Raw genomic sequence first — 20985 nt, 5'->3', positions numbered from 1 at the left:
GCTGACTGCCCGTCACCAGGGCCTTTCCGGAGGCCCCGTAGGTGTCGGACGGGCGCCGACTGGCCGTACAGTCGTTCCGTCCGTCTCCAATCGGCAGTAGAGAGTGGCGAGCACACGGTGGACGTGCAGAAGAAGCTCGACGAGATCGTCGAAGCGGTCGGGAACGCCCGGTCCATGCCCATGTCGGCATCCTGCGTGGTCAACCGCGCCGACCTGCTCTCGATGCTCGAAGAGGTGCGCGAGGCCCTGCCCGGCTCGCTCGCACAGGCCGCGCAGGTCATCGGCGGCCACGAGCAGCTCGTCGAGCAGGCCCGCCAGGAGGCCGGCCGGATCATCGAGTCCGCCCACGCCGAGCGCGGCTCGCTCATCTCCGGTACGGAGATCGCCCGGCGGTCCCAGGCGGAGGCCGACCGGATCCTCGGCGAGGCCCGCAAGGAGGCCGAAGAGGTCCGTGCCGAGGCCGACGAGTACGTCGACAGCAAGCTCGCCAACTTCGAGGTCGTCCTCACCAAGACGATCGGCTCGGTCGACCGGGGCCGCGAGAAGCTCCTCGGCCGCGGTCAGGGCTTCGACGACCAGGGCTACGAGGACCCCGACTTCGCCGAGGCCCCCGAGCGCAGCGCCGACCCGGCCACGCTCCAGCGCCGGGCCGACGAGTACGTGGACACCAAGCTCGGCGCCTTCGAGGCGGTGCTCGCCAAGACCCTGGAGGCCGTCGGCCGCGGCCGGCAGAAGCTGCACGGCCGGGTCGCCACCGACGACCTCGGCGCACACATGGCCGCCCAGGACGCCGCGGGCAGCCAGGGCCACACCAGCGACGAGGACCACTGGGCCGGTCTGGCCGAGATCGCCACCCCCGAACCGCTGCAGGTTCCCCAGCAGCACGGCGAGCCGCAGTACCCGGCGCAGCCGGAGCCGCAGTACGCGCAGACGTACGCCTACCAGGAGCAGCCGCAGGACGGCTACCAGGAGCAGCAGCCGCAGGACGCCTATCAGGCGCAGCCGCAGCAGCCCGACCCGTACGCCGGATACCAGCAGCAGCCCGACCCGTACGCGGGGTACCAGCAGCAGGGCTACGACCCGAACCAGGTCCAGATCCCCATGCCGGCGCAGGGCTACGACGCCTGGCAGCAGCCGGCGCAGCCCCCGCAGCAGCCCCTCCAGCAGCACGGTGAGGGCGCGCTGGACGAGACCAGCCTGTTCGACACCAGCATGATCGACCTGGAGCAGCTCCGCCGGTACGAACAGGAGCGCTGAGCCGCTTCCCGGTCCCGGATCAGGGCCGGATTGGGAGCTGGGCGGTGTGTCCAGTATCCTGGCTCTTCGGTCGCGCGTATGTCCGCGATCCCGGCTGCCCGCTTCGACTCCGAACCGGTCGGCCCACCCCCACCACGCGTGATGCGCACGATTTCGAAAGCAGGAGAAGCCCTGAACGGCCACCTCGACCACCGAAACCCCCTCGTGTTCGATACGCACGAGCTGGGTCGGCGTCCCGGTGCCCTCAAGCGGCTGACCCGCTCGGCGGACGCTCCCAAGGACCTCGGTATCGACGGGGTCATCGGTGTGCCGGAGGGCGCACCCGTGGAGCTGGACGTCCGCCTCGAATCGGTCATGGAAGGTGTGCTCGTCACAGGCACCGCCCGTGCATCCGCCGAGGGGGAGTGCGTAAGGTGTCTGGAGCCGCTGAGCCTTGAGGTCGAGGCGGACTTCCAGGAAATGTTCTCGTACCCTGACGCCGATGACCGGAACCGCAGCAAGACCGCGGACCCGGTCGACGACGCCGAGGACGACGAGGACAGGTACTTCCTCGAGGACGGCCTGTTCGACCTCGAGTCGGTGCTGCGTGATGCGGTGGTGCTCGCACTGCCGATGCAGCCGGTGTGCAAGGAGACCTGTGCCGGTCTGTGTTCCGAATGCGGAATCAGGCTGGACGAGAATCCGGGCCACCACCACGATGTCGTCGATGCTCGTTGGGCGGCATTGCAAGGACTCGCCGAGACCGTTCAGGACGGCGAGAAGGACAACATGGGCGGCGCCGAACCCGGCGTCGACGAGAAGCAGGAGAAGTAGCCGTGGCTGTTCCGAAGCGGAAGATGTCGCGCAGCAACACGCGCCACCGCCGGTCGCAGTGGAAGGCTGCGGTCCCCACCCTGGTTTCGTGCGAGCGTTGCCAGGAGCCGAAGCTGCAGCACATCGCGTGCCCCAGCTGCGGCACGTACAACAAGCGCCAGGTCCTCGAGGTCTGAGCGGCTGGTGAGAGGCCCGATGTCTGAGTTGTCCCACGCCAAGAAGCAGGCAGACAACGTCAACACAGCCTCGTCCCACACGCTTCTGGAAGGGCGGCTCGGGTACCACCTCGAGTCCGCCCTTCTGGTGCGTGCGCTGACCCATCGTTCGTACGCGTACGAGAACGGCGGTCTGCCCACCAACGAGCGGCTCGAATTCCTCGGGGATTCGGTGCTCGGCCTGGTGGTCACGGACACGCTGTACCGCACTCACCCCGACCTGCCTGAAGGCCAGCTGGCCAAATTGCGGGCCGCGGTGGTCAACTCGCGTGCGCTTGCGGAAGTGGGCCGCGGCCTCGAACTCGGCTCCTTCATCCGGCTCGGCCGCGGTGAAGAGGGCACGGGTGGCCGGGACAAGGCGTCCATCCTCGCCGACACCCTGGAAGCGGTGATCGGTGCGGTCTATCTCGATCAGGGCCTCGACGTGGCCTCGGAGCTGGTTCACCGGCTCTTCGACCCGTTGATCGACAGGTCCTCGAACCTCGGTGCCGGCCTGGACTGGAAGACCAGTCTCCAGGAGCTCACCGCGAGCGAGAGCCTCGGAGTCCCCGAGTACCTCGTCACGGAGACCGGCCCGGACCACGAGAAGACCTTTACTGCTGCTGCTCGCGTCGGTGGTGTCTCGTACGGCACCGGCACCGGCCGTAGCAAGAAGGAAGCGGAGCAGCAGGCGGCAGAGTCCGCCTGGCGTGAGATCAGCGCCGCCGCGGAAGCACGGGAGACAGCGGAGAAGTCCGCTGCCGACGGAGGGGCCGCCGACACCCCTGCCGACCCGGCGTCCACGGACGTTGCTCCTGCCTGACCCCGAGAACCCCCCGGTGCCCAGTGCACCGGGGGGTTCTCTCTGTCCGCGACCAAGATCCGCCCACTGATTCAGGAGCGACACCGTGCCCGAGCTGCCCGAGGTCGAAGTCGTCCGGCGCGGTCTGGAGCGCTGGGTCGCCGGCCGTACGGTCGGAGAGGTCGAGGTCCTGCACCCGCGCGCGGTGCGCCGGCACCTCGCGGGAGGTGCGGACTTCGCGGCCCGGCTCGGCGGGGTCCGCCTGGGCACGGCCATGCGCCGCGGCAAGTACCTGTGGGTGCCGCTCGACGACGCGGCCACCTCGCTCCTCGGGCACCTGGGCATGAGCGGCCAGCTTCTCGTCCAGCCCACAGGCGCACCGGACGAGAAACACCTGCGGATCAGGATCTGTTTCGACGACGCCGTCGGCACCGAGCTGCGCTTCGTCGACCAGCGCACCTTCGGAGGACTCTCCCTCCACGAGAACACCGCCGAGGGACTGCCCGACACCATCGCCCACATCGCCCGCGACCCACTGGACCCGGCCTTCGACGACGCCGCGTTCCACACCGCGCTGCGCCTGCGCCGCACGACGGTCAAACGGGCACTGCTCGACCAGTCACTGATCAGCGGCGTCGGCAACATCTACGCGGACGAGGCGCTCTGGCGCGCCAGGCTGCATTACGACCGGCCGACGGCGACCCTGACCCGGCCCAAGTCGGCCGAGCTTCTCGGCCACGTCCGCGACGTGATGAACGCGGCACTGGCACAGGGCGGCACGAGCTTCGACAGCCTCTACGTGAACGTGAACGGCGAGTCCGGCTACTTCGACCGCTCGCTCGATGCCTACGGCCGCGAGGACGAGCCCTGCCACCGCTGCGGTACGCCGATGCGGCGACGCGCCTGGATGAACCGGTCCAGCTACTTCTGCCCCCGCTGCCAGCGCCCGCCGCGCGCGTAAGACCTTCAGCGCGGGTCCGCGTGGGCCTCGTCGTACCGTCCACGCGCGTCCAGGACCTCGGACATCCGGCCCTCGACGAGCTGGATCAGGGTGAGGAGCTGTCCGGCGACCTGCCGCCCCAGGGGGGTGAGCTCGTAGTCGACGCGGGGCGGATTGGTCGGCCGGGCCTCGCGGTGCACCAGCCCGTCACGTTCCAGCGCGTGCAGTGTCTGGGAGAGCATCTTCTCGCTCACCCCGTCGACCCGGCGCCGCAGTGCGTTGAAGCGGAGGCTGCCCTCGTACAGCGCGCCGAGCGTGAGACTGCCCCAGCGGCCGGTGACGTGTTCCAGGGTTCCGCGCGAGGGGCACTGCCGGGAGAAGACGTCGAAGGGGAGTCCGCCGTCCGGGCAGCCCCCGTCCGCTGTGCCGGCGCCGGTCTCGTCCATGAAAACCAGCGTACGCCCGCACAGCGCTTTCCACGGGATTGCGCATTCCGTGGGTGAGCGGTGGGGCGTACGAGGTCGGAGCGGGCGGTGGTACGGGAGGAGGTGCGGGCCCAAGGGGGCCCGGCAGCCTCAGAAGCCGAAGTCCTGCGTCCACCAGGGGCCGCCGGAGCCGAAGTGGACACCGACGCCGAGCGTCTTGTAGTCGCAGTTGAGAATGTTCGCGCGGTGGCCCTCGCTGTTCATCCAGGCCTCCATCACGGCCGCGGCGTCGGCCTGGCCGCGGGCGATGTTCTCACCGCCGAGACCCGAGACGCCGGCCGCGGAGGCGCGGTCCCAGGGAGACTTCCCGTCGGGGTCGGTGTGGTCGAAGAACCCGCGGGACGCCATGTCGTCGCTGAAGTTCTGGGCGAGCGAGGCCAGCGAGGAACTCGCGGTCACCGGACTGCAGCCGACCGTGGCCCGCTCCTGGTTGACCAGGGCGAGCACGGCGGCCTGGGCCGAGGTGGCGACGGCCGGTGCGGTGGTCTTCCCGGCGGCCGGCGCGGAGGCCGAAGGCTTGGTCGTCGGCTTGGCCGTCCTGGCCGGGCTCGACGCGGAGGCCGGTGCCGAGCTCTTCGTCGTTCGTGCGGCCGGGGCCGTCTTCGAGGCGGTGGGGGCCTTCGCGGAGGCGGATGCCTTCGCGGCGGCGGTGCGCCGAGCCTGCTCCTTGGCGGCCGCCGCCTTGGTCTTCGTGGGCTCGGACGTCCTGGAGGGGGACGCGGAGGGCGTCCCGGCCTCGGGAGAAGCGGACTTCGTGGGCGCCTTGGCGCGCTCGGTGCCCCGGCCGGCGGTGGCCGGCGCGGATCCGCGGTCGGCCGGCGCGGTCGTGGAGCCGCCCTGCGTGAGCAGGTCGGGGGCGCCGTCGGAGCGCACATGGTCGGCGGCCGGGCCGCCGCTCACGTTGTAGTTGTCACCCCCGGGCAGCAAGCCGGAGGCCACGGCCACGCCGCCGACGGCGAGGGCCGCGGAGAGGCCGAGCAGACCCGTGCGCACGGGCATGCCCACCCGCTTCTTGCGGCGCGCACCCGGGTTCTGGCCTGCGTTTCCCTCCGCGTGCGATTCAGCGGCGGGAGCTGCGGCGGAGCGTCGATGGCGTCCCATCTGCTGTGCCCTTCTGACGATCTGGACGCCGTTGTCGGCGCACCCTGACTCACCCGATCGAGTGAGCTATTGCGAGGGGACTGTACGCCATGGCTTATCGGCGAGAAGTGCTCCGCGAGCAATTGCCCGGTTAGCGTTCGGGCATGAACGAAGATGTGCGCCTCACCGCCTGGGTACGCGGTCGAGTACAGCAAGTAGGGTTCCGTTGGTTCACCAGGGCAAACGCTTTGGAGATCGGTGGCCTCACCGGATTCGCCCTCAATCTCGACGACGGCAGAGTGCAGGTTGTGGCGGAAGGGCGGCGTGAGAATTGCCACCGTCTGCTGGATTGGCTGCGCTCGGACGACACACCCGGCCGCGTTGACGGAGTCACTGAGATCTGGGACACGCCGCGAGGTGGATATGAGGGATTCGCGATCCGCTGACACGGTGCCCGCACAGGGGAGGAACACGGCCCGTGTTCGGGCCGTGTTCGATACGCGGCGGGGGGTGACGGCGAAGGGCGCGTTCCTGCGTACACATGAAATGACCTGCGGAATGACCCGGTGGTTGCCAAGATTCGGTTGCCGTGCCAGGCTGCGGCAGTAGGGATGATCTCCCTGCCCCTGAGGGCCCCGCTGGAGAGTCGCGCCGCATGATCGTCAAGCCGCGCACCCCCGGGACGCCCGCCTCTACAGGGTGTGATCGTGTTGACCGTCAAACTTTTTGGTGAGACGCTGAAATCCCCGCGCACCTTAGCTGTTCGGCAGAGCTGTTTGGCAGCAGAACAGCAGTGAACACAGAGCACTGCCGAGCACCGCGGGTGCGATTCCCTCACGACCCACACCGCATCGGTCGGTCACTCAGTGTGGAGGACCATCCATCATGGCAAAGGCGCTTCTCGGTTACGTCGGCGGTTCCGATCCGCGACTCCTCGCCGAGATGCGACGGCTTCAGCAGCGCGTCCAGGATCTTGAATCCGAGCTCGTACGGATTCAGGACGAGAACGACGCGCTCAACGCCGCCGCCCAGCACCAAGAGTCGCTGCTCGACAGCATCGACATCGACGTACCTCAGGCGGAGCCGGCGCTGACCTGACCCATGGCCCCCAGGGGCCGGTCGGGCTGCACGCGTCAGCCGCACAGGACCATCGTCGGATCGTCACCGGATCATTGAAGATCAATCGCTCTTGGTCTGCTTCTTCCCGAGCCTCGTCACTGATCCGGGCACGCACGCCTTCACCCGGAGGCGGCGGATCCGACGACTCGACACCGCACGAGATCTCGGGACACCGGGTCTCGGTATGAGATCACGCACCACGCCACAAGATTTGCAGGGGACGCTTCGGCGTCCCTTCTTTCTTTTCCCCTCCGGACCGCGCCCGTCCCGCCCCCGGACGTACACCCCTTCCCTTACCGTCTGATGTGCCCTGCACCTTCATCAGCGAAACCGAGAGCGAAAGGTAGAGTCCGGCGGCGTGCATCTCAAGGCCCTGACCCTGCGTGGTTTCAAATCATTCGCGTCCGCCACCACCCTGCGGTTCGAACCCGGGATCACCTGTGTGGTCGGCCCCAATGGGTCGGGCAAGTCCAATGTGGTGGACGCGCTCTCCTGGGTCATGGGGGAGCAGGGGGCCAAATCCCTGCGCGGCGGCAAGATGGAAGACGTGATCTTCGCCGGTACCACCGGGCGGCCTCCGCTCGGCCGGGCGGAGGTATCGCTGACCATCGACAATTCCGACGGCGCACTGCCCATCGAGTACGCCGAAGTGACGATCACCCGGATCATGTTCCGCAACGGCGGCAGCGAATACCAGATCAATGGCGACACCTGCCGGCTGCTGGACATCCAGGAACTCCTCTCGGACTCCGGTATCGGCCGCGAGATGCACGTCATCGTCGGGCAGGGCCAGCTGGATTCCGTACTCCACGCGGACCCGATGGGGCGCCGCGCCTTCATCGAGGAGGCCGCGGGCGTCCTCAAGCACCGCAAGCGCAAGGAGAAGGCGCTGCGGAAGCTGGACGCGATGGGGGCGAACCTGGCCCGCGTGCAGGACCTCACCGACGAACTGCGGCGGCAGCTGAAACCGCTCGGCCGGCAGGCGGCGGTGGCCCGCCGGGCCGCCGTCATCCAGGCCGATCTGCGCGACGCCCGGCTGCGTCTCCTCGCCGACGACCTGGTGCGGCTGCACACCGCGCTGCGCAGCGAGATCGCCGACGAGGCGGAGCTGAAGCAGCGCCGCGAAGCGGCCGAGACGGAACTGAAGGCGGCCCTGGCACGCGAGGCCGAACTGGAGGCGGAAGTGCGGCGGCTGACGCCCCGGCTCCAGCGCGCCCAGCAGACCTGGTACGAACTGTCGCAACTGGCCGAACGCGTACGCGGCACCGTCTCGCTCGCCGACGCCCGCGTGAAGAGCGCCACCGCGCCGCCCGACGAGGAACGACGCGGACGCGACCCCGAGGACATGGAGCGCGAGGCGGCCCGGATCCGCGAACAGGAGGCGGAACTGACCGCAGCCCTGGAGGCGGCCGAGCACGCGCTGGAGGACACCGCGTCCCACCGCGCCGAACTGGAACGGGACCTGGCCGCCGAGGAGCGCAGGCTCAAGGACGCGGCCCGCGCGCTCGCTGACCGCCGCGAAGGGCTCGCCCGGCTCAGCGGTCAGGTCAACGCCGCCCGCAGCCGGGCCGGTTCGGCGCAGTCGGAGATCGACCGGCTGGCCGCCTCGCGCGACGAGGCGAGGGAGCGGGCGGCCCGGGCCCAGGAGGAGTACGAGCAGCTGAAGGCCGAGGTCGACGGCCTGGACGCCGGGGACACGGAGCTCGCCGAGCGCCACGAGGCCGCCCGGAGCGAACTGAAGGAGGCGGAGGGCGGGCTCTCCGCCGCCAGGGAAGCCCTCACCACCGCCGAACGCGAGCGCGCGGCGGTCGCGGCCCGCCACGACGCACTGGCCCTCGGGCTGCGCCGGAAGGACGGCACCGGTGTGCTGCTCGGCGCCCGGGACCGGCTGGCGGGACTGCTCGGACCGGCCGCGGAACTGCTCACGGTGGCCCCGGGACACGAGATCGCGGTGGCGGCGGCGCTGGGCGTGGCCGCGGACGCGGTGGCGGCGACGGACCCGGCCACCGCCGCGGAGGCGATCCGGCTGCTGCGCAAGCAGGACGCGGGACGCGCGTCCCTGCTGCTCGGCGGCGCTCCCCACGTACCCGGACAGGGCACCGAGGCGGCTCCCGCGGCGCCGGCCGGTGCCGCCCATGTCCCCGGGCAGGGAACGGCGCCCGGGGACGCACCCCGTGCGCCGGGGACGGCCGAACCCCTCATCCCCGGCGGACCGGCCCGAGCCGGGACCGCGACCGGGGCGGAAGCCGACGCGGACGCACAGCTGACCGCCCTGGTTCCCCCCGGCAGCCGGGTCGCCCCAGCCGTCGCCGATCTCGTCAGCGGCCCCGCCGAACTGATGGCCGCGGTCCGCAGGCTCGTACGGGACATGGTGGTCGTCCCCACGCTGGAGGACGCCGAGGACATGGTCGCCGCCCGCCCGGAGCTGACGGCGGTGACCGGCGAGGGCGACGTGCTCTCGGCGCACTTCGCGCACGGCGGCTCGGCGGGAGCGCCCAGCCTCCTGGAAGTCCAGGCGTCCGTGGACGAAGCGGCGGCGGAGCTCGCCGAGCTGGCCGTGCGGTGCGCGGAGCTGGCCGGGACGCAGCGGAACGCGGCCCGGCGGCGCGGCGACTGCGCGGCGCTCGTCGAGGAGTTGGGGGAGCGCCGCCGGACGGCGGAGCGGGAGAAGTCCGGGGTGGCCCAGGACCTCGGCCGGCTGGCCGGGCAGGCGCGCGGGGCGGCCGGTGAGGCCGAGCGGATGACCGCGTCCGCCGCCCGGGCCCAGGACGCCCTGGAGCGGGCGACCCAGGAGGCCGAGGAGCTGGCCGAACGGCTGCTGGTGGCCGAGGAGGCGGCACAGGACGGCGCGGACGAGGAGCCGGACACCGCTGTGCGCGACCGGCTGGCCGCCGACGGTGCCAACGCCCGCCAGACCGAGATGGAGGCCCGGCTCCAGGTCCGTACCCACGAGGAACGGGTCAAGGCCCTCGCCGGACGCGCCGACTCCCTGGACCGGGGCGCCCGCGCCGAACGCGAGGCGCGCGCCCGCGTCGAGCAGCGCCGCGCCCGGCTGCGTCACGAGGCCGCCGTGGCCTCGGCCGTCGCGTCCGGCGCCCGGCAGCTGCTCGCCCACGTCGAGGTGTCCGTGGTGCGGGCGGCGGAGGAGCGGGCTGCCGCCGAGGCGTCGAAGGCCGAGCGGGAGCGGGAGCTGGCGGCCGAGCGCCACCGGGACCGCGAGCTCAAGGGCGAGCTCGACAAGCTGACGGACTCGGTCCACCGGGGGGAGGTGCTCGGTGCCGAGAAGCGGCTGCGGATAGAGCAGCTGGAGGCGAGGGCCCTGGAGGAGCTGGGTGTGGAGCCGGCCGGTCTGGCGGCGGAGTACGGACCCGACCAGCTGGTCCCGCCGTCCCCCGCGGCCGAGGGGGAGGAGTTGCCACAGGACCCGGAGCACCCGCGCAACCAGCCGAAGCCGTTCGTCCGGGCCGAGCAGGAGAAGCGGCTGAAGTCGGCCGAACGGGCGTATCAGCAACTCGGGAAGGTGAATCCGCTCGCCCTTGAGGAGTTCTCGGCACTGGAGGAGCGGCACAAGTTCCTCTCCGAGCAGCTGGAGGACCTGAAGAAGACCCGGGCCGATCTGATGCAGGTCATCAAGGAGGTCGACGAGCGGGTCGAGCAGGTCTTCACGGAGGCGTACCGGGACACGGCCAGAGAGTTCGAGGGGGTCTTCTCGCGCCTCTTCCCGGGCGGTGAGGGGCGGCTCATCCTGACCGATCCGGGCAACATGCTGGCGACCGGCGTGGACGTCGAGGCGAGGCCGCCGGGCAAGAAGGTCAAGCGGCTTTCCCTGCTGTCGGGCGGGGAAAGGTCCCTGACGGCGGTGGCGTTGCTGGTCTCGATCTTCAAGGCCCGGCCGAGCCCGTTCTACGTGATGGACGAGGTCGAGGCGGCGCTCGACGACACCAACCTGCAGCGGCTGATCCGGATCATGGAGGAGCTCCAGGAGAGTTCCCAGCTCATCGTGATCACGCACCAGAAGCGGACGATGGAGGTCGCCGACGCGCTGTACGGCGTCTCGATGCAGGGCGACGGCGTCTCCAAGGTGATCAGCCAGCGGCTGCGCTGAGCTTTTACTCAATCTTCAAGACTCCAACATGCATATGCGCACACGCCTGGGTACACGTCAGCCCTGACCCCGATGTTTACTTCATAAGTTGAACGCATAGTCTCTGCAACGTCGATTTTGCCTTCAAGTGGTGGCAGGGCTGAAGTTATGCGCCACTGGAGGAGCTCACCCCCCACGCCTGACGTTGCGGCCAGGCCCCAGGAGTTCATGTGACCAGCACACCGCAGGGACCAGCGTCCGGAGCCAAGACGGCCCATCCGGACCACATCGGCCATGTCATCTTCATCACCGCCGCGGCCGCTATGGGTGGCTTCCTCTTCGGCTATGACAGCTCCGTGATCAACGGCGCGGTCGAAGCGATCCGCAGCCGGTACGACATCGGCTCCGGCACGCTCGCCCAGGTCATCGCCATCGCCCTGATCGGCTGCGCGATCGGCGCCGCCACGGCGGGCCGGATCGCCGACCGCATCGGCCGCATCCGCTGCATGCAGATCGCCTCGGTGCTCTTCACCATCAGCGCCGTCGGCTCCGCGCTTCCCTTCGCGCTCTGGGACCTGGCGATGTGGCGCATCATCGGTGGCTTCGCCATCGGCATGGCGTCGGTCATCGGCCCGGCGTACATCGCCGAGGTCTCCCCGCCCGCCTACCGGGGGCGGCTCGGCTCCTTCCAGCAGGCGGCGATCGTCATCGGCATCGCCATCTCCCAGCTGGTCAACTACGGCATCCTGCAGATCGCCGACGGCGACCAGCGCGGCAAGATCGGCGGGCTGGAAGCCTGGCAGTGGATGCTCGGCGTGATGGTCGTGCCCGCGATTCTCTACGGGCTCCTCTCGTTCGCGATCCCCGAGTCGCCGCGCTTCCTGATCTCCGTCGGCAAGAAGGACCGCGCCCGGAAGATCCTCGAAGAGGTCGAGGGCAAGAACATCGACCTCGACGCCCGGGTCACCGAGATCGAGACCGCGATGCACCGCGAGCACAAGTCGAGCTTCAAGGACCTGCTCGGCAGCCGCTTCGGCTTCCTGCCCATCGTCTGGGTCGGTATCGGCCTGTCGGTGTTCCAGCAACTGGTCGGCATCAACGTGGCGTTCTACTACTCCGCGACCCTGTGGCAGTCGGTCGGCATCGACCCGACCGACTCCTTCTTCTACTCGTTCACGACGTCGATCATCAACATCATCGGTACGGTGATCGCGATGGTCCTGGTGGACCGGGTGGGCCGCCGCCCGCTGGCCCTCGTCGGCTCCTGCGGCATGGCCATCGCCCTCGCCTTCGAGGCGTGGGCCTTCTCCGCCGACCTGGTCGACGGCAAACTCCCCAACACCCAGGGCGTGGTCGCACTCGTCGCCGCGCACGTCTTCGTGCTCTTCTTCGCCCTCTCGTGGGGCGTCGTGGTCTGGGTCTTCCTCGGTGAGATGTTCCCGAACCGGATCCGCGCCGCCGCACTCGGCGTCGCCGCCTCCGCGCAGTGGATCGCCAACTGGGCGATCACCGCGAGCTTCCCGAGCCTCGCCGACTGGAACCTGTCGGGCACGTACATCATCTACGCCTGCTTCGCCACGCTCTCGATCCCCTTCGTCATCAAGTTCGTCAAGGAGACCAAGGGCAAGGCGCTGGAGGAGATGGGCTAGGGCCTCTCGCGGGCGCGGGAGAAGGACACGCGTCCCCGCTGCCTCCTCCTCGACATCCGTACGGCCCCGGCTCGCACCCGCGAACCGGGGCCGTACGCGCACCTCACCCTCCGATCGCCCCGCAGAACAGCCGCAGACTGCGCCACCCCTCCTCGACCGGCATGCCGCCGCAGAGCGGGTGCAGCACCAGGCTGTCCAGCTCCCCGGCGAGCGCCGCGCACGCCTGCGGTGTGACGACCCGGTAGACGCCCTCGTCCCGGAGCTCCGCCACCGTCGTCGCCGCCGAGCGGACGGCCGAGCGGATGTCCTTGGACTGCCAGGAGGCGTACGTACGGGCCTCGTGGAGGAAGTGCTCCCCGTACCGCGCCCACGTCCGGTCCGGGTCCTCGGACACGTGCAGCAACGGCGTCTCGGCCGCGGGCATCATGCAGAACCCCTCCGTGCCGTGCTCCGCGCGCCGCTCGTCGTAGTACGCCTCCAGCTCCGGCAGATGCGCGCTCGGGAACAGCGGCAGCCCCAGCCGAGCCGCCCGCCGCGCCGCCGCCCGCGAGCTGCCGCCCACCAGCAGCAGCGGGTGGGGGCGGGTGTACGGCCGGGGAGTGACCGTGACCGTGCGGCCGCGGAACTCGAACGGCTCCCCGGTCCACGCCCGCAGCAGCGTCTCCAGCACCTCGTCCTGGAGCCGGCCGCGCCTGCCCCACTCGACGCCCGCCCGCTCGTACTCCTCGGGCCGGTAGCCGATCCCCGCGACCGTGACCAGCCGGCCCGCACTCAGCAGGTCCAGCACCGCGATGTCCTCGGCCAGCCGCAACGGGTCGTGCAACGGTCCGATGACCGCGGAGACCGTGACCGCGATCCGGCGGGTGGCCCCGAACACGGCCCCGGCGAGGATGAAGGGGGACGGCAGCCACGAGTTGGCGGCCCCGTGGTGCTCCTCGGTCTGCACCGTGTCGACGCCGTGCTCGTCGGCGTACGCGGCCATGTCCAGCGCCGCACGGTAACGGGCCGAGAGGGGCCCCGGGGTGGCATCGGGATCGACGAGGTTGAACCGGACGACTGTGAAGGCCATGACGCTCTCCCCCTGGGTCCTGTACGGGCGGGGGCCGGACCTTAACTGACGCAGCGTCAGAAGTGTAGGGGTGTGGTCCGACGCCGTGCGGCGGGCCGCGGCAGCACCGCGTACAGCCCGCCCGCGACGATGATCGTGGCCGCCCAGCCGAGCCCGTTGCGCCCGGTCCAGGTCGTCGCGAGCGGGCCGGTGAACCACCCCACGCCGGTGAACAGCAGTCCCACCACCAGCCCCGCCGCCCAGGACGCCACCGCGGTCCACGCGACACCACCCGTGTACCAGTAGGCACTGGTGGGTGTGGTGTCCATCAGCGCCACCCGGTCGTACGCGCGCCCCCTCAGCTGGTCCACGCCGAAGACGCCGATCCATGCGGAGAACGTCACGGCGAGCAGATTCAGGAAGGAGACGAACGAATCGACGAAACTGCTCGCCACCAGCATCAGCAGGCCCCCCAGGAACAGGCTGATCGCGGCATTCACCCCGACGGCCCAGGCGCGCGGGACCGTGAATCCCAGGGTCTGCGCGGTGAATCCGGCCGAATACATCGACATGGCGTTGATCAGCACCATGCCGAGCACGGCGACGACCAGATACGGAACCGAGATCCAGTCGGGCAGCAGCACCCCGATGAACGAGACCGGATCGCGGGTGACGGCGAGCTCCGGCGTGCCGACCGCCATCACCGCCCCCATCAGGACCAGGGGCAGGAACACGATTCCGGCGCCGCCCATGGTTGCCGCGACCATGGCCCGCCCCGACGCGGTGCGCGGCAGATAGCGGGTGAAGTCCGGCCCCGTGGGCGCCCAGCTGATGCCGCCGGCCGCCAGGGTGCCGATCCCCGCGATCATGGCCGACGTCGGACCGGCCGGCCGGTCCAGTACCGCCGGCCAGGCCGTCGCCCCCGCCAGGTGCACCAGGACCAGGACGCTGAACCCGCCGAAGAGGTACGCGGACCAGGCGCAGCACAGCCGCAGCGCCCGGATGCCCAGCCCCGACAGCAGGAAGCTGCTCGCCACGAACGCGAGCAGGGTCACCATGATCAGCGTCGAGGTGCTCCGGACGCCGAAGAGCAGGCCGAGCACGGCCAGCAGGGCGTACGTACCGGTGACCGCGTTCACCGTCTCCCACCCCCAGCGGGCCATCCAGATCAGCGCGCCGGGTGCCAGATTGCCCCGCGGCCCGAAGACCGCCCGCGAGAGCGCCATGCCGGGGGCGCCGCCACTGCGCCCCGCCACCGAGATCAGGCCGACCAGGCCGAACGAGAGGGCCGGCGCCGCGACCGCGACGACCAGCACCTGCCAGAGACTCAGCCCGTCGAGGACGACGAGACCCGCCCCGATGGTGAGCAGCAGCACGGTCATGTTGGCGGCCGCCCAGGTGGGGAAGAGTGCCCTGACCCGGGCGGTCCGCTCACGGTCGGGCACGGGGTCCAGCCCACGGGTCTCCACGGCCAGGATCGTACCTTTACCGGCATACGGGGCATAACTCACCGGATGCTCGACCTCGTGCGGGACCGCGCATCCCTCGCTTGCCGCCGTACGTGACCGATACTGGGTCCGTTATGGAATTCGTCATCCTTGCTGTAGTCATCGCCCTGGTCGCGGTCGGCGTGATCAGCGGGCTCGTGGTCAGCAGCCGCAAGAAGAAGCAGCTGCCCCCGGCACCGTCGAGCACGCCGACCCTCACTCCTCCCGCCGAGCCCCATGTCGGCGAGGAGGCCGAGACGCCGCGCGACACCTCGCGCCGCACCATCGAGGAGGTCGGCCTTCCGCCCGAGGAGGCCCCGGAAACCGCTGAACCGGAGACGCCCGCGGCCCCCGCGCTGGACGTCCCCGAGCCCACCGCCGGCCGTCTCGTACGGCTGCGGACCCGGCTCGCCCGCTCGCAGAGCACCCTGGGCAAGGGGCTGCTCACGCTCCTGTCCCGGGACAACCTCGACGAGGACACCTGGGAGGAGATCGAGGACACCCTCCTCACCGCCGACGTCGGCGTCGCTCCCACCCAGGAACTCGTCGAACGGCTCCGGGAGCGCGTCCGCGTCCTCGGCACCCGTACCCCCGACGAGCTGCGCAAGCTGCTGCGCGAGGAGCTCCTGACCCTGCTCGGCACCGACTTCGACCGTGCGGTGAAGACGGAGGGCGGCGCGGAGACCCCCGGCGTCGTGATGGTCGTCGGCGTCAACGGCACCGGCAAGACCACCACCACCGGCAAGCTGGCCCGGGTGCTCGTGGCCGACGGCCGCAGTGTCGTCCTCGGCGCGGCCGACACCTTCCGTGCCGCCGCCGCCGATCAGCTCCAGACCTGGGGGGAGCGCGTCGGTGCGCGTACCGTGCGCGGGCCCGAGGGCGGTGACCCGGCATCGATCGCCTTCGACGCCGTGAAGGAAGGCATCGCCGAGGGCGCCGACGTCGTCCTCATCGACACGGCGGGCCGGCTGCACACCAAGACCGGACTGATGGACGAGCTCGGCAAGGTCAAGCGGGTCGTCGAGAAGCACGGACCGCTCGACGAGATCCTGCTCGTCCTCGACGCCACCACCGGCCAGAACGGCCTGGTGCAGGCGCGGGTGTTCGCCGAGGTCGTGGACATCACCGGCATCGTCCTCACCAAGCTCGACGGCACCGCCAAGGGCGGCATCGTCATCGCCGTCCAGCGTGAGCTGGGCGTCCCGGTGAAGCTGGTCGGCCTCGGCGAGGGGCCGGACGATCTGGCTCCGTTCGAGCCGGAGGCGTTCGTGGACGCCCTGATCGGGGACTGAGGCCTCCCCCGTACGACTGCCTCGAGGAGCCCGGCCGCACGCACGGTGCGACCGGGCTCCTCGCTGTAACCGTTCAGCCGCAGGGGGACAGTCGGTGGCAGATGTACGCCAGCGTGCCCAGCAGCAGCCGCGCTTCGGGAGGTGCCGCCGCGGTGTCCAGGGCCGGCGGACGCAGCCACCGGACCGGGCCGAGACCGCCCTGGTCCGACGGGGGCGCGGTGATGTGGGAGCCGGTGCCGAAGGCCCTCAGGTCCAGGCCCGTGTCGTCCCAGCCCATCCGGTACAGCAGCCGGGGCAGCTCGGCGGCCGCTCCGGGCGCCACGAGGAACTGCGCCCGGCCGGCCGGGGTCACCGCCACCGGGCCCAGCGGCAGCCCCATCCGCTCCATCCGCACGAGCGCCCGGCGTCCGGCCTGCTCCGCGACGTCGAGCACATCGAAGCTGCGGCCCACCGGCAGCAGCATCGCCGCACCGGGCACCTCGGCCCAGGCGCGCGCCGCGGTGTCGAGCGTCGCCCCGGCGGGAACCTCCCGCGCGAAGTCCAGTGGATGCGCCCCGGGGGAGGGGCAACGGGCTTTCCCGCACGAGCAGGCGCCGTCCGCGGCGCGTGCTCCGGGGACGACCGCCCAGCCCCACAGTCCCGTGTACTCGGCCACCGCCATGCTGCCCTCCGGTGCACGGCCTCGGCGCCGTGCGCCGGAGCGCAACTCGCGGATGCCGCCGATCGTGAAGCCCATGCCCCCTCCAACGGGTCCGACGCGCCGGTGGTTACGAACCGGAGCGAAGTCGTGACGCTCCGCCCTCCCGGCCGACCGGCGTGAGCGCGGGAGGCGCCCCGGGGTGCGAGGCCTTTCGCACGCCCCGGGGCGTATCCCCGCGCCTGCCGCTGATCGCTGTCTGTCAAGTGAATCGCGCCCGAACGTGATGGCGTTCATTCGAAGGGGTGGCGAATGGTGGCGTTTCTGTAAACACCCTCCCCGGGAGGGTGATCGTAGGATTACCGTCGGTACACGAACCATGGGAGTATGGGCGCGCATGGGTATGCCGGAGGCAACCCGATTTTCTGTTCGATGGTGGGCAACGGGCATACGGGCAGCATCGGTTCGCGGCATTCTGATAGAGGTTCGCGCGACAGTATTCGGCGGATGGGGGCGTTCCAGTGAGTGGCAGCGGCGCGGGCGATGCGAATGCCGGTAAGCGCCCCAACGGGCAATTGGGATCATGGTTCGTGCGCAGCGGCTGGTCGAAGGGTGAACTGGCCCGGCAGGTGAACCGCAGAGCGCGCCAGATGGGCGCCCACCACATCAGCACCGACACCTCACGGGTGCGGCGCTGGCTCGACGGTGAGCAGCCGCGCGAACCGATCCCGCGCATTCTGTCCGAGCTGTTCTCCGAGCGCTTCGGCTCCGTCGTCGCCGTCGAGGACCTGGGGCTGCGCGCCGCCCGCCAGGCGCCCTCCGTGGCCGGTGTCGACCTGCCCTGGGCCGGACCCCAGACCGTCGCCCTGCTCAGCGAGTTCTCCCGCAGCGACCTGATGCTCGCCCGCCGCGGCTTCCTCGGCAGCTCCCTCGCCCTCGCCGCCGGACCCGCCCTCATCGAGCCCATGCAGCGCTGGCTGGTACCCGTCGCGTCCGGCGGACCCGTCGAACCGGAGTCGGCCGACGCCGCCCGCCGCCCGTCCCGGCTCTCCGGGCCCGAGCTCGACCTGCTGGAGTCCACCACGGCGATGTTCCGCCAGTGGGACGCCCAGTGCGGCGGCGGGCTCCGCCGCAAGGCCGTCGTCGGCCAGCTCCACGAGGTCACCGACCTACTCCAGGAGCCGCAGCCGGCCGCCACCGCGAAGCGCCTGTTCCGCTGCGCCGCCGAACTGGCCGAGCTGGCGGGCTGGATGAGCTACGACGTCGGCCTCCAGCCCACCGCCCAGAAGTACTTCGTGCTCGCCCTGCACGCCTCCAAGGAGGCCGGCGACAAGCCGCTGGGCTCGTACGTCCTGTCCAGCATGAGCCGCCAGATGATCCACCTCGGCCGCCCCGACGACGCCCTCGAACTCATCCACCTCGCGCAGTACGGCAGCCGCGAATGCGCCACCGCGCGGACCCAGGCCATGCTGTATGCGATGGAGGCCCGCGCCTACGCCAACATGGGCCAGCCCAGCAAGTGCAAGCGGGCCGTCCGGATGGCCGAGGACACCTTCTCCGACGCGGGGATGGACGGCGAGCCCGAGCCCGACTGGATCCGCTTCTTCTCCGAGGCCGAGCTCAACGGCGAGAACTCGCACTCCTACCGTGACCTGGCCTACGTGGCCGGCCGCAGTCCCACGTACGCCTCGCTCGCCGAACCGGTGATGCGCAAGGCGGTCGAGCTCTTCGGGGAGGACGACGAGCACCAGCGGTCGTACGCGCTCAACCTCGTCGGCCTCGCCACCGTGCACCTCCTCAAGCGCGAGCCCGAGCAGTCCACCGTGCTGGCCGAGAAGGCGCTGCGCGTCGCCAAGAAGGTCCGCTCGGAACGCGTCAACACCCGGCTGCGCAAGACCGTCGACACCGCTGCCAGGGACTTCGGGGACATTCCCGAGGTGGCCCGGCTCACCGATCTCCTCACCGAACAACTGCCCGAGACCGCGGAAGCGGTCTGAGCGGCACCTCTGCCCCGGCCACGACGGCCACCCCGCACGGACCGACTTCGGCTCCCCCGATTGCCTGGTCAGTGGGTGGTTGTCGTGGCCGGTTCGTGTGGTCGTTCCCCTGCCGGAGCGTCGTAACCGCACCGTATGCGGCTCAGGCCGCAGAGTAGGCCCGAGCGTGGATACGGCACGGGCGTTCATGGGGACGTAACACGGCGGTCCTCTTAGTCACTGCGGCGAAACATCGTGTGGCATCGGCCGAAACGGCGCTGGGCGAATCTCATGGCGCATAAGGACCGACCGGCAACTGGAGGGCGGTCCGACCGGCCCGCACCTTTTCCCCAGTGGTCCCGCACGTGGATACGTCCCCACCGCCCCCGCACGCGGCCGCACCGACGACGAGGAGACGCCGATGCCCCCAGGCATCACGACGCTTGCCGCAGACGCTCCGATCGAGCTGTCCGCCGCCAACACCGGGTTCATGCTCATCTGCTCGGCCCTGGTGATGCTCATGACCCCGGCCCTGGCCTTCTTCTACGGAGGCATGGTCCGCGTCAAGAGCACCCTCAACATGCTGATGATGAGCTTCATCAGCCTCGGGATCGTCACCATCCTGTGGGTGCTCTACGGATTCAGCCTCGCCTTCGGCACCGACGCCGGCTCGATCATCGGATGGAGCCAGGACTTCGTCGGCCTCAGCGGGATCGGCGTCACGGAACTCTGGGACGGCTACACCATCCCGGTGTACGTCTTCGCCGTCTTCCAGCTGATGTTCGCCGTGCTCACCCCGGCCCTGATCAGCGGTGCCCTCGCCGACCGGGTCAAATTCACCTCGTGGGCGCTCTTCATCACCCTCTGGGTCACCGTCGTCTACTTCCCGGTCGCGCACTGGGTCTGGGGCGCGGGCGGCTGGCTCTTCGAGCTGGGCGTCATCGACTTCGCCGGTGGCACCGCCGTCCACATCAACGCGGGTGCCGCGGCCCTCGGCGTGATCCTCGTCATCGGCAAGCGCGTCGGCTTCAAGAAGGACCCGATGCGGCCGCACAGCCTGCCGCTCGTCATGCTCGGCGCCGGTCTCCTCTGGTTCGGCTGGTTCGGCTTCAACGCCGGCTCGTGGCTCGGCAACGACGACGGTGTCGGCGCGGTCATGTTCGTCAACACGCAGGTCGCCACCGCTGCCGCGATGCTCGCCTGGCTCGGCTACGAGAAGATCCGCCACGGCTCCTTCACCACGCTCGGTGCCGCCTCCGGCGCCGTCGCCGGACTCGTCGCCATCACCCCGGCGGGCGGCGCGGTCAGCCCGCTCGGTGCCATCGCCGTCGGTGCCATCGCCGGTGTGCTGTGCGCCATGGCCGTCGGCCTCAAGTACAGGTTCGGCTACGACGACTCCCTGGACGTCGTCGGCGTCCACCTCGTCGGAGGTATCGCCGGATCGCTCCTCGTCGGCCTCTTCGCCACCGGCGGCGTCCAGTCCGACGCCAAGGGCCTCTTCTACGGCGGCGGCCTCGACCAGCTCGGCAAGCAGGCCGTCGGCGTCTTCGCGGTCCTCGCGTACTCTCTGGTCGTCTCCGCGATTCTGGCCTTCCTGCTCGACAGGACGATCGGGATGCGGGTCGAGGAGGACGACGAGGTCTCCGGCATCGACCAGGTCGAACACGCCGAGACGGCGTACGACTTCAGCGGCGCCGGCGGCGGTGCGGCCCCGCGCACCGCGCCCGGCACCACGGCAGCCCCGACGAACAAGAAGGTGGACGCATGAAGCTCATCACCGCAGTCGTGAAGCCCCACCGGCTCGATGAGATCAAGGAGGCCCTCCAGGCCTTCGGCGTCCAGGGCCTGACGGTCACGGAAGCCAGCGGCTACGGGCGCCAGCGCGGCCACACCGAGGTCTACCGGGGTGCCGAGTACACCGTCGACCTCGTCCCGAAGATCCGCATCGAGGTCCTCGTCGAGGACGAGGACTCCGAACAGCTCATCGACGTCGTCGTCAAGGCCGCCCGTACGGGCAAGATCGGTGACGGCAAGGTCTGGAGCGTCCCGGTCGAGACCGCGATCCGGGTCCGTACCGGCGAACGCGGCCCGGACGCACTCTGACCGACTGTTCCGCACACGG

The 20985-nt window shown here is 70.5% G+C and carries 18 protein-coding genes; 13 read left to right on the top strand and 5 right to left on the bottom strand.

The features are described from left to right. Nucleotides 1–117 precede the first annotated feature (117 nt). From ACFYPA_RS08125 to mutM, 5 genes are all read left to right on the top strand, one after another. Complete coding sequence (locus tag ACFYPA_RS08125; RefSeq protein WP_359317192.1) at nucleotides 118–1257, top strand: cell division initiation protein; 1140 nt, start codon at nucleotides 118–120, stop codon at nucleotides 1255–1257. A 204-nt stretch (nucleotides 1258–1461) separates the two neighbouring features. Beyond that, on the top strand, nucleotides 1462–2070 hold the full coding sequence (locus ACFYPA_RS08120) for a DUF177 domain-containing protein (RefSeq protein ID WP_359077821.1): 609 nt from the start codon (nucleotides 1462–1464) through the stop codon (nucleotides 2068–2070). Between the two features lie 2 nt (nucleotides 2071–2072). Further along, entirely contained in the window at nucleotides 2073–2246 is a 174-nt protein-coding gene (rpmF, locus tag ACFYPA_RS08115) for a 50S ribosomal protein L32 (protein ID WP_003965982.1), read from the top strand. A 19-nt stretch (nucleotides 2247–2265) separates the two neighbouring features. After that, nucleotides 2266–3087 (top strand): ribonuclease III, encoded by an 822-nt coding sequence (rnc, locus tag ACFYPA_RS08110; protein ID WP_359077553.1) that lies wholly within the window; start codon nucleotides 2266–2268, stop codon nucleotides 3085–3087. 85 nt (nucleotides 3088–3172) lie between these two features. After that, nucleotides 3173–4027, top strand: coding sequence for a bifunctional DNA-formamidopyrimidine glycosylase/DNA-(apurinic or apyrimidinic site) lyase (gene mutM, locus ACFYPA_RS08105; protein WP_359077555.1), 855 nt, complete (start codon nucleotides 3173–3175; stop codon nucleotides 4025–4027). A gap of 5 nt (nucleotides 4028–4032) precedes the next feature. On the opposite strand, the gene ACFYPA_RS08100 is transcribed toward mutM, so the two are convergent. Continuing rightward, on the bottom strand, nucleotides 4033–4452 hold the full coding sequence (locus ACFYPA_RS08100) for a helix-turn-helix domain-containing protein (RefSeq protein WP_359077557.1): 420 nt from the start codon (nucleotides 4450–4452) through the stop codon (nucleotides 4033–4035). A gap of 129 nt (nucleotides 4453–4581) precedes the next feature. After that, nucleotides 4582–5592 (bottom strand): CAP domain-containing protein, encoded by a 1011-nt coding sequence (locus ACFYPA_RS08095; RefSeq protein WP_359077558.1) that lies wholly within the window; start codon nucleotides 5590–5592, stop codon nucleotides 4582–4584. Between the two features lie 143 nt (nucleotides 5593–5735). Between ACFYPA_RS08095 and ACFYPA_RS08090 the strand changes: the two genes are divergently transcribed. The 4 genes from ACFYPA_RS08090 (at nucleotide 5736) to ACFYPA_RS08075 (ending at nucleotide 12423) form a co-directional block, all read left to right on the top strand. After that, a complete protein-coding gene (locus ACFYPA_RS08090; RefSeq protein WP_026242487.1) occupies nucleotides 5736–6017 on the top strand; it encodes an acylphosphatase in 282 nt (93 codons plus the stop codon). A 439-nt stretch (nucleotides 6018–6456) separates the two neighbouring features. Further along, complete coding sequence (locus ACFYPA_RS08085) at nucleotides 6457–6669, top strand: hypothetical protein (RefSeq protein ID WP_018551753.1); 213 nt, start codon at nucleotides 6457–6459, stop codon at nucleotides 6667–6669. Nucleotides 6670–7048: 379 nt separating this feature from the next. After that, nucleotides 7049–10795 (top strand): AAA family ATPase, encoded by a 3747-nt coding sequence (locus ACFYPA_RS08080; protein WP_359077560.1) that lies wholly within the window; start codon nucleotides 7049–7051, stop codon nucleotides 10793–10795. Between the two features lie 209 nt (nucleotides 10796–11004). Beyond that, nucleotides 11005–12423: a sugar porter family MFS transporter gene (locus ACFYPA_RS08075; protein WP_359077562.1), complete on the top strand. Its 1419-nt coding sequence runs from the start codon at nucleotides 11005–11007 to the stop codon at nucleotides 12421–12423. A 103-nt stretch (nucleotides 12424–12526) separates the two neighbouring features. On the opposite strand, the gene ACFYPA_RS08070 is transcribed toward ACFYPA_RS08075, so the two are convergent. Next, nucleotides 12527–13492 (bottom strand): LLM class flavin-dependent oxidoreductase, encoded by a 966-nt coding sequence (locus ACFYPA_RS08070; RefSeq protein ID WP_359077563.1) that lies wholly within the window; start codon nucleotides 13490–13492, stop codon nucleotides 12527–12529. 56 nt (nucleotides 13493–13548) lie between these two features. Further along, nucleotides 13549–14940: a cytosine permease gene (locus tag ACFYPA_RS08065; protein ID WP_359077564.1), complete on the bottom strand. Its 1392-nt coding sequence runs from the start codon at nucleotides 14938–14940 to the stop codon at nucleotides 13549–13551. Between the two features lie 113 nt (nucleotides 14941–15053). On the opposite strand from ACFYPA_RS08065, the gene ftsY reads away from it, so the two are divergent. Further along, nucleotides 15054–16250 (top strand): signal recognition particle-docking protein FtsY, encoded by a 1197-nt coding sequence (ftsY, locus tag ACFYPA_RS08060; RefSeq protein ID WP_359077566.1) that lies wholly within the window; start codon nucleotides 15054–15056, stop codon nucleotides 16248–16250. Nucleotides 16251–16323: 73 nt separating this feature from the next. Here ftsY and ACFYPA_RS08055 read toward each other — a convergent pair whose 3' ends face one another. Further along, nucleotides 16324–16986: a bifunctional DNA primase/polymerase gene (locus ACFYPA_RS08055; protein ID WP_359077568.1), complete on the bottom strand. Its 663-nt coding sequence runs from the start codon at nucleotides 16984–16986 to the stop codon at nucleotides 16324–16326. A 422-nt stretch (nucleotides 16987–17408) separates the two neighbouring features. Here ACFYPA_RS08055 and ACFYPA_RS08050 point away from each other — a divergent pair, with 422 nt between their 5' ends. From ACFYPA_RS08050 to ACFYPA_RS08040, 3 genes are all read left to right on the top strand, one after another. Beyond that, nucleotides 17409–18884, top strand: coding sequence for a hypothetical protein (locus tag ACFYPA_RS08050; protein ID WP_359077570.1), 1476 nt, complete (start codon nucleotides 17409–17411; stop codon nucleotides 18882–18884). A gap of 400 nt (nucleotides 18885–19284) precedes the next feature. Continuing rightward, a complete protein-coding gene (locus ACFYPA_RS08045) occupies nucleotides 19285–20631 on the top strand; it encodes an ammonium transporter (protein WP_359077571.1) in 1347 nt (448 codons plus the stop codon). Then, nucleotides 20628–20966 carry a P-II family nitrogen regulator gene (locus ACFYPA_RS08040; protein WP_136330688.1) on the top strand — a complete coding sequence of 113 codons (339 nt, stop codon included), beginning with the start codon at nucleotides 20628–20630 and terminating at the stop codon, nucleotides 20964–20966. Before ACFYPA_RS08045 ends, ACFYPA_RS08040 begins: the two co-directional genes overlap by 4 nt. Nucleotides 20967–20985 lie beyond the last annotated feature (19 nt).

The sequence above is a fragment of the Streptomyces sp. NPDC005775 genome, assembly GCF_042871565.1.
Lineage (GTDB): Bacteria > Actinomycetota > Actinomycetes > Streptomycetales > Streptomycetaceae > Streptomyces.
The sequence above is the reverse complement of the archived record's forward strand: the minus strand, read 5'-3'. Positions and strand labels throughout refer to the sequence as shown.

Excerpts from the sequence above, each read along its gene's own strand:
- ACFYPA_RS08070 (WP_359077563.1), bottom strand. The coding sequence starts at position 13,492 with ATGGCCTTCACAGTCGTCCGGTTCAACCTCGTCGATCCCGATGCCACC.
- ACFYPA_RS08100 (WP_359077557.1), bottom strand. The coding sequence starts at position 4,452 with ATGGACGAGACCGGCGCCGGCACAGCGGACGGGGGCTGCCCGGACGGC.
- ACFYPA_RS08055 (WP_359077568.1), bottom strand. The coding sequence starts at position 16,986 with ATGGGCTTCACGATCGGCGGCATCCGCGAGTTGCGCTCCGGCGCACGG.
- ftsY (WP_359077566.1), top strand. The coding sequence starts at position 15,054 with ATGGAATTCGTCATCCTTGCTGTAGTCATCGCCCTGGTCGCGGTCGGC.
- rnc (WP_359077553.1), top strand. The coding sequence starts at position 2,266 with ATGTCTGAGTTGTCCCACGCCAAGAAGCAGGCAGACAACGTCAACACA.
- ACFYPA_RS08045 (WP_359077571.1), top strand. The coding sequence starts at position 19,285 with ATGCCCCCAGGCATCACGACGCTTGCCGCAGACGCTCCGATCGAGCTG.
- ACFYPA_RS08095 (WP_359077558.1), bottom strand. The coding sequence starts at position 5,592 with ATGGGACGCCATCGACGCTCCGCCGCAGCTCCCGCCGCTGAATCGCAC.
- ACFYPA_RS08040 (WP_136330688.1), top strand. The coding sequence starts at position 20,628 with ATGAAGCTCATCACCGCAGTCGTGAAGCCCCACCGGCTCGATGAGATC.
- ACFYPA_RS08085 (WP_018551753.1), top strand. The coding sequence starts at position 6,457 with ATGGCAAAGGCGCTTCTCGGTTACGTCGGCGGTTCCGATCCGCGACTC.
- ACFYPA_RS08090 (WP_026242487.1), top strand. The coding sequence starts at position 5,736 with ATGAACGAAGATGTGCGCCTCACCGCCTGGGTACGCGGTCGAGTACAG.